The sequence below is a fragment of the Neisseria sp. P0021.S006 genome, from assembly GCF_051956895.1.
Genome location: NZ_JBQCWZ010000016.1, coordinates 37345 through 45592, shown reverse-complemented (window position 1 = coordinate 45592; position 8248 = coordinate 37345). Strand labels below are relative to the sequence as shown.

The window sequence follows — 8248 nt, the reverse complement described above, 5'->3', positions numbered from 1 at the left end:
CGCCACACGATACCGAACAAACCGAGCTGCTGCTGACAGGCTACGGCTACACGCGCCGATTGTTGGAAGACTTGCTGCCCGACTCCGACGTATGGGGCGGCGACGGCGTATTGCATTTGAATTTTGACGACAGCGAACGCAAACGCAATCAAGCCTTGGTTTTGCAACACCAGCATAAACACCTTTACCACAGCGTATCTGCCGAAGAAGCTGCGTCCATCGCAGGCATAAACGTATTTTCAGACGGCCTTTACTGGCCGCAAGGCGTATGGCTGAATCCGCCCGCCGTCGTTCATACCTTATTGAATCATCCGCTGATTGAGTTGCACGAACACTCGCCGCTGACCGCCGTATCGTATGACGGCTCACAATGGACAGCACACACACCAGACGCGTATTTCAATGCCAGCCATATCGTTTACTGTATGGGCGCGCATAGCCCGACTGCCGCCGACACCAACGTCTCCGCCCTGCCTTTCCGCCAAATCCGCGGTCAAACCGGTGTTGTGTCCGCCAGCCCGTTTTCACAAAAACTGCGTTGCGCCATTTCCGGCGAAAGCTACATCAGCCCAAGCTGGCAAGGCCGTCACTGCTACGGCGCAACATTTATCCTCAACAGCAACGATGAAACTTGGTATCCGCACGAAGAAACCGAAAACCGCGCCGCCCTGCACCAGCTCAATCCGCCATTGGCACAATCCCTGTTTGAGCAAGATTCGTTTTCAGACGGCCTTCAAAACACACAAGGCCATGCCGCCCTACGTTGCGACAGCCTCGACCACTTGCCCGTTGTCGGCGCGCTCGGCGACATCACCGCCATGCAGTCCGCCTACGCCAAGCTGGCATTGGACAAAAACTACCGCCTCGACAAAATCCCCTGCCCTTACCTGACCAATGCCTACATCAATACGGCACACGGCACGCGCGGACTGGCGACAGCCCCCATCTGCGCCGCCGCCATTGCAGCCGAAATACTCGGCTTGCCGCATCCGCTATCGCAAAGGCTGAGAACCGCGTTACACCCCAACCGCGCCATCATCCGCGCGATTGTTCGGCAGCAGCCGTTGTTATCCGTTTAAAAATTTCGTTTTAAATAAAAAAGGCCGTCTGAAAGTCATTAAAACTTTCAGACGGCCTTTAGCTATCCGTTAACTGCTTAGAATTTCCATTCCAGAGATACGGCGTAATTGCGGCCTGGGGCGCGATAGCGGTCTAAGCCTTTGCCATCGCGGTCAACGCCGTTGGTGGTGCTATAGCTGTACAGGCCGCGCAGGGAGTCCCAAGTGGTGTATTTGCGGTTGAACATATTGTATACGCCGGCACGCAAAGTCAGGTTTTTAGCCGGTTTGTAGAAGCCGTACATATCAAACACATAAGCCGATTTGTTCAGCCATGGATAATCTACTACTTTTTCTTGCAAAGGCGTACCCCAACCGTTGTTTTCAAACACGGTGTACTGCGCATCTTTAGCTTTTTTCGCACCCAAATAAGTCAGGCGGGAGAATACACCCCATTTTTCGCTCGGGCTCTCGTAATCGACACCGGCAATCACTTTCAGAGGCTGAGTGGACAACAGGCTGTTGTTGCCTGACAGTTTGCTCTTCGCGTAACCGACAGAACCAAACAGTTTCCAGCCTTCAGGTACGAAAGAAACCACTTGTCCCAAATTCAGTCGGCCTGTCAGCTCAAGACCACGGATTCGGGCCTTGTCAATGTTTTGCATCTGCCAATCCAGTTTTTCGGAATAAGGATTGCTACAAATACCATAGTAGTAATTCATCTGAGTACAGCCGACATCGCCGCTGGTGGTCAGCGTCCGCTCTTCAGACAAGAAGTTGCGGTAATTGCTTTGATACAGGTTGGCATCCAAAGTACCTTTTTCGCTGCGGCCTTGCAGAGAAAGGGTATGGGTGGTGCTGCGCTCGGCTTTCAGGTTCGGATTAGGCAACCAGTTACCTGAGCCGTGGTTGTAAGTGAAATACACTTCAGACGCATTCGGCACGCGGAAACCGGAAGTTACATCGTAACCCAAACGCCATGTCTGACTCAGCTGTGCAGCCAAGCCGACAAAACCGCTCCAGCCTTTATAAGTGTTGGCTGCAGGTGGTGTTTTGTCACAAGCATGACACTCGGCATTCAGTTGCTGCGGCGTCATTTTGGTGTAGTCGTAACGGATACCTGCGCGGCTGCTGAACACGTCGTTCCATTGGATTTGGTCAGACAGCGAGAAACCGTAGTTGTTGGTTTTCACTGGATGCTGAATCGTGCTGGACGTGCGTAAAATACGGCCGCTGAAGTAGTAGTCGTCGCGGTTTAAGTTTTCAAACTCACGCTGGCTGGCGAAAGTTTTAAACGACAAGCGATGTTGGCCGCCCATTTGCAACGGTTGGCTATCCATACGCAATGTAATGCGTTTGAAGGTTGTATCCATGCTGCGGTTGTAGATTTCGTCCAAATCCTTCTGATTATAGTTGCGCGTCCAGGTAGAATAATCCATCGGGAACGAGCCTTTGTTGTTAACCGCCGCTACTTTGGTTTTCTGATAATCGAAGTCCGCTTTCAACAACGACAACCAATTCGAATCGGGCGTCCACTCGTAAAACAGGTTAGCATTGCGCCGTCTGTTTACGTCATCGGCTTCGCGCCAAGAAGAAGCGGTCAGGTTATAAGACTCTTCGATCGTGTAATTGTGGCCCTGCTGACCGTTGAGAGATGCGCCGATACGATGGTTGTCGTTGATTTGGTAAGCAATCTTACCCAAGAAGCTGTGGTATTTATGTTTGGACGGGTCAGGAATACCGCGCGCAGAACCACGGATATTCGCTCCGCTGCCGGCGCCCTCTACCGGATAACCACGCTCGCCCGCGCTTTCAGTCTCATGGCCGCGACGTTGCGAATACAGCAAAGCGGCATCCACGCGGTCGTTGTTCAAACCGAACCCAAGTGTATTTGTCCATTCGCGGTTGCGGCTGCTGTAACCGTTTTTCATCATCACGCCGAACTGACGCTCAGGCAACAGCAAATCATGACCTTGCAAGGTTTGGTAATTCACACCGCCACCCAATGCACCGCTACCGGTATTGAAAGAGTCTGCGCCCTTCACGATTTCGATGTTGCGCACGAGTTCGGGGTCGATAGACAGACGCGAGCTGTTGAAGTTGCCATAACGGGCATACAGCGAGTTTTCTTCAGAATCAGGCAGGTTTACGCCGTCAATGCTGACGCCGACACGGTTGCCTTCCACGCCGCGTACGGCAAAGCCTTTTTGATGGCGACCACTGTCGCTCAAGCCAACGTCGGTGGAATAACGTACCAAGTCTTTGTTGTCACGTACCATTTCTTGTTGGATACGGCCAAGGTTGACACGTTCCACGGCTGCAGGCGCATTGCGCTGACCTTTAACGCGGACTTCTTTTATCTCTGCTTTAACGGGTGTGGTTTCAGTTGCAGCTTCATCTGCTGCTAATACTGGATTGCCAAAAATACTGCCGACCAGTGCGGCAATAGGAAGCATTTGTAATGGTTTCATATTATCAACTCAAGATGTAATGGATTGTTCATCCATCAGTTAATGCATAAAAAATTTCTGATAATCATTAATGATTAATAAGACAGCAACCCGTTCAAACAAAACTTTGTTGTGTAATTAAAGGCCCCTGCAAACATCTACGCCGAGACCTTGTCTGTTTGATTTAATTATTTTTTAGAGTCTGTGCGGCGTCATACCTTCAGGCGCTTCCGCACCTTTCGGCAGACCGAAGGTTTCGCGCAGAATCACTTTATAGAATTCAAAAGCTTCGCGCGCGCCTTGAATGGCTTCTGCTTCAGCTTCCGGAGTTAAGTTCAGGGCATTCAGGTGCTCGACGAAGGCGCGCCAGTGTTTGCCGCGGCCGTTGGGATGCGGGGCCAGGTGGCGTGCGCCGTGTTCGCCGTTGTATTCGAGTTTTTGAGCGTGTTTGAACAAGAAAGCAGCACCCAAATTTGAACCTTCGGCGCAATAGAGCCAGCCGATGGCTTTATTGCCTGTTTCATGCGGCAATTCTTTGTCGAATTTGTAAGGCTCTTCACCCAAGTCTTTTAGGTCTTGGGTTACGGCATCGTAACGCGCCATGTATTCGAGTTCGGGAATGGCTTTGTTTAATTCGGCATCTTTATAGATGTGATCGACAGCTTTGTGGAAGACTGATTGGAGTTTCAAAAATTTGATGTAGTTTTCTTTGCTGACGAAAGGCTGAACAAACATAACCAAGTTATCAACGCTGTCGTGTGTAACTGTGGTTTGCTCTTTCAAGCGTTTGGCGAAAGTCAGCTCTTGTGTTTCACTCATGATGTTTCCTTTGAATTAAGAGACTAATGGTTTCAGACGGCCTTTATAGTTAAAAATACCGTCTAATTTGAAAAGAATCGTTTTAAAAACAAAGAAGATAATTTTTAACCTGCTTCAGATTCGTTGACCGCGTACCTTCCACAGATCTACAAGACTCATCGTGTTTTTAAATATTGAGAATATATATTATTTTTAATATAATAACAATAAACCAAACTAAGACCTATTAATAAAATTTAACAGCCCATAGCAATAACCTTCTAAACCCTTTTCAAACTTTTCAGACGGCCCAAACCTTATTAAGCAGCCGCCATTCAATCAAATATCGACCTAAATTTGGGCTATCCTTCTGTTTTCCTTTATAATGCGACATTCTTTGCACCTTCTTTATCCCCTGCCGAACCATGAAACGGATTCCTGCCTACCATCGCTGGTGGCGCTACAAGTCTTATCTTCCTGATGCGACGCTGCCTGCACATACGGTGGAATGCCCGGATTGCGGCTGCCGTATGGATATTCCGCGCCTGCGTCAGGGACAGGAAGCGCATTGTCCGGTGTGCAACCATGAAATTGTGGAGGTGGAAAACAATCCGTATATCGCGCCGATTGCCTATGCGCTGACAACCTTGATTCTGATGGCGTTCGCGTACAATATGGTGTATATCCGCGTGGATTTGTTCGGCGTAACATCGATTTTGTCGTTGCCGCAAATGATGCGGCTTTTGATTTCGCTGGATTACGGTTTTCTGGCGGAAGTGATGTTTATCCTCACCTTCGGCGCGCCCTTACTGTTTCTGCTGCTCTGCCTTTATGTTTATACGGCTTTGATACGCGAAAAGGCCTACCCTGCGCTGCGCTTTGCAACGCGTGTATTGGTTCGGCTGCGTCATTGGATTATGGTGGATGTGTTTTTCATTTCCACTTTGGTGGCATATATCAAGCTCTCGTCCGTTGCTACAGTGGAATTCGGCTCAGCGTTTTATCTGATGTTTCCGCTGTCGGTCATGCTGATTCGGACTTCGGTATCGATTCCGCAGCATTGGGTTTATTATAAGATTCACCGTTTAACCGGCGGCCATGCGGTTCAGACGGCCACTGAAGACAAAATCTGTTGCAGCCGCTGCCTGTATTTCCGCAATAAAGACGAGCAGCCTTGCGGCGTATGCGGCGCAGACTTATACCGCCGCCGCCCGAAAAGCCTGAGCATTTCGCTGGCGTTTTTAATGGCGGCGTTTATCCTGTATTTCCCTGCCAACATCCTGCCGATTATGATTTCGTCCAATCCGACGGCTTTGGAGATCAACACGATTTTCAACGGCATTGTTTATATGTGGGACGATGGCGATCGGTTGATTGCCGTGATTATCTTTAGTGCCAGTATTATGGTGCCGGTTTTGAAGATTATTGCGATGGCGGTTTTGATTTATTCCGCATACTTCAAACCCGTGATGAGCGCGGAAAAGATGTCGGTTTTGTATCGGATCACCGAATCCATCGGCCGCTGGTCGATGATTGATATTTTTGTGATTATTATTTTGATGAGTTCGTTCCACACCAATATGGCGCGCGTCGTGCCGGGTGGTGCGGCGATTTACTTCTGCCTGGTTGTTATTTTGACCATGCTTTCGGCCTATTATTTCGATCCCCGTCTGATTTGGGACAAGCAACAGCAGCTTTCAGACGGCCTTGATTCTGACCAGACCTTAACACAATGAAAAAACACGATTCTTCACCCAATTATCATGCCCCAGCGCGTGTCAAGAAAACCAATGTCTTCACGTCTATCGTGTGGCTGATTCCGCTGATTGCGCTAATTGCCGGCGGCTGGCTTTTGGTTAAAGACATCCGCAACCGCGGCCCTGTCGTTACACTGTTGATGGACAGCGCCGAAGGCATCGAAGTCAACAACACCGTTATTAAGGTGTTGAACGTCGATGTCGGACGCGTTACCCGCATCAAATTGCGCGACGACCAAAAAGGCGTGGAAGTTACTGCCCAGCTCAGCGCCGACGCCAAAGACCTTATCCGCAGTGATACCCAATTTTGGGTGGTCAAACCGCGTATCGACCAAAGTGGCGTTACCGGCTTGGGAACCTTGCTTTCCGGCTCATATATTGCATTTACACCGGGCAAAAGCCAAGAAACCAAAGATGTATTTGTCGTCCAAGACATTCCGCCGATTGCCGCCATCGGTCAAAGCGGCCTGCGCCTGAATTTGATCGGCAAAAACGACCGCATCCTCAACGTCAGCAGCCCTGTTTTGTATGAAAACTTTATGGTCGGTCAAGTAGAAAGCGCGCATTTCGACCCGTCCGACCAAAGCGTGCATTACACCATTTTCATTCAAAGCCCCAACGACAAACTGATTAATTCCGCCAGCCGTTTTTGGCTGGAAAGCGGCATTAATATCGAAACCACAGGCAGTGGTGTCAAACTCAATTCCGCCCCTCTGCCTGCCCTGCTGTCCGGTGCGATTTCGTTTGATTCGCCCAAAACAAGCGACAGCAAAAACGTCAAAAGCGAAGACAGCTTCACGCTTTATGACAGCCGCAGCGAAGTCGCCAACCTGCCTGACGACCGCTCGCTGTACTACACCGCATTCTTCAAACAATCCGTACGCGGCCTGTCTGCCGGTTCGCCTGTCGAATACAAAGGCCTGAATGTCGGCGTGGTTTCCGATGTCCCTTATTTCGACCGCAACGACAGCCTGCATTTGTTTGAAAACGGTTGGATTCCCGTACGCATCCGCATCGAGCCTTCCCGTTTGGAAATCAATGCCGACGAGCAAAGCAAAGAACATTGGAAACAACAATTTCAGACGGCCTTAAACAAAGGCCTGACCGCCACCATCTCCAGCAACAACCTGCTGACCGGCAGCAAAATGATTGAGTTGAACGATCAACCTTCCGCCTCGCCTAAGCTGCGACCGCATACCGTTTATGCAGGCGATACCGTTATCGCGACCCAAGGCGGCGGTTTGGACGATTTGCAGGCAAAAGTGGCCGATTTGTTAGACAAGTTCAACAATCTGCCATTGGATAAAACCGTTGCCGGCTTGAACGGTTCGCTTGCCGAGCTCAAATCCACACTCAAATCTGCCAATGCTGCTTTAAGCTCTATCGACAAACTGGTCGGCAAACCGCAGACACAAAACATTCCGAACGAGTTGAACCAAACCCTGAAAGAGTTGCGTCAAACCCTGCAAGGCGTATCGCCTCAATCGCCTATCTACGGCGACGTACAAAATACGCTGCAAAGTTTGGACAAAACCTTAAAAGACGTTCAACCCGTGATTAATACTTTGAAAGAAAAACCCAACGCGCTGATTTTCAACAGCAGCAGCAAAGACCCTATCCCGAAAGGAAGCCGATAATGCGCCTCTTCCCGATTGCCGCCGCCCTGACGCTTGCCGCCTGCGGCACTGCTCAAAGCACACAATATTTCGTCCTGCCCGACAGCCAGTACATCCGTCCGGCTGCGTATGGCAACGAAATCGCGGTCAAAGTCAACCTTGCCGAACCGCTTGCCAACGGCGGCCTCGTTTACCAAACCGATGCCTATCATGTGAATCTGGCGAAAAACCACCTTTGGGCGGCACCACTCGATGGCGCGTTGGCGGCCAACCTCAGCAACAAGCTCAACCGCCTCAATCCGCGCCATACTTTCGTCCCTGCTTCACGCAGCCAAAGCAGCCAAACCCTAAAAGTCTATATCGAAGCCTTCCAAGGCAGCTATCAGGGGCAGACCACCATCAGCGGTTATGCACAATGGCCGGACGGACGCAGCAAACCGTTTAACGCCGTCACGCCGCAGCAAGGCGACGGCTATACCGCCATGCTCGAATCGTTGGAAAACGGTTTGTCACAGGTTGCCGATACGATTGCTTATTAAACGAAAGGCCGTCTGAACATTTTCAGACGG

At 50.2% G+C, this 8248-nt stretch carries 6 protein-coding genes; 4 read left to right on the top strand and 2 right to left on the bottom strand.

The window, feature by feature from the left end:
• The coding region (gene mnmC / locus ACTHUM_RS05270; RefSeq protein WP_440402798.1) for an FAD-dependent 5-carboxymethylaminomethyl-2-thiouridine(34) oxidoreductase MnmC at positions 1-1079 on the top strand (1079 nt) is incomplete at its 5' end.
• A 77-nt stretch (positions 1080-1156) separates the two neighbouring features.
• On the opposite strand, the gene ACTHUM_RS05265 is transcribed toward mnmC, so the two are convergent.
• Both ACTHUM_RS05265 and ACTHUM_RS05260 read right to left on the bottom strand, forming a co-directional pair.
• The gene (locus ACTHUM_RS05265; protein ID WP_440361278.1) at positions 1157-3529 is read right to left on the bottom strand and encodes a TonB-dependent hemoglobin/transferrin/lactoferrin family receptor; all 2373 of its coding nucleotides are present in this window, start codon (positions 3527-3529) and stop codon (positions 1157-1159) included.
• 174 nt (positions 3530-3703) lie between these two features.
• Positions 3704-4327, bottom strand: a complete 624-nt coding sequence (locus tag ACTHUM_RS05260; RefSeq protein ID WP_440361277.1) for a biliverdin-producing heme oxygenase — start codon at positions 4325-4327, stop codon at positions 3704-3706.
• 404 nt (positions 4328-4731) lie between these two features.
• Here ACTHUM_RS05260 and ACTHUM_RS05255 point away from each other — a divergent pair, with 404 nt between their 5' ends.
• From ACTHUM_RS05255 to ACTHUM_RS05245, 3 genes are read left to right on the top strand one after another with little or no spacing between them, the layout of a single operon-like run.
• Positions 4732-6042, top strand: a complete 1311-nt coding sequence (locus ACTHUM_RS05255) for a paraquat-inducible protein A (protein WP_079453695.1) — start codon at positions 4732-4734, stop codon at positions 6040-6042.
• Positions 6039-7700: an intermembrane transport protein PqiB gene (gene pqiB, locus ACTHUM_RS05250; protein WP_049336255.1), complete on the top strand. Its 1662-nt coding sequence runs from the start codon at positions 6039-6041 to the stop codon at positions 7698-7700. Before ACTHUM_RS05255 ends, pqiB begins: the two co-directional genes overlap by 4 nt.
• Complete coding sequence (locus tag ACTHUM_RS05245; RefSeq protein WP_070695307.1) at positions 7700-8218, top strand: PqiC family protein; 519 nt, start codon at positions 7700-7702, stop codon at positions 8216-8218. Before pqiB ends, ACTHUM_RS05245 begins: the two co-directional genes overlap by 1 nt.
• Positions 8219-8248 lie beyond the last annotated feature (30 nt).

What these genes read in the sequence shown, in the direction of transcription:
- ACTHUM_RS05245 (WP_070695307.1), top strand. Translation starts at nt 7,700, where the DNA reads ATGCGCCTCTTCCCGATTGCCGCCGCCCTGACGCTTGCCGCCTGCGGC.
- pqiB (WP_049336255.1), top strand. Translation starts at nt 6,039, where the DNA reads ATGAAAAAACACGATTCTTCACCCAATTATCATGCCCCAGCGCGTGTC.
- ACTHUM_RS05260 (WP_440361277.1), bottom strand. Translation starts at nt 4,327, where the DNA reads ATGAGTGAAACACAAGAGCTGACTTTCGCCAAACGCTTGAAAGAGCAA.
- ACTHUM_RS05265 (WP_440361278.1), bottom strand. Translation starts at nt 3,529, where the DNA reads ATGAAACCATTACAAATGCTTCCTATTGCCGCACTGGTCGGCAGTATT.
- ACTHUM_RS05255 (WP_079453695.1), top strand. Translation starts at nt 4,732, where the DNA reads ATGAAACGGATTCCTGCCTACCATCGCTGGTGGCGCTACAAGTCTTAT.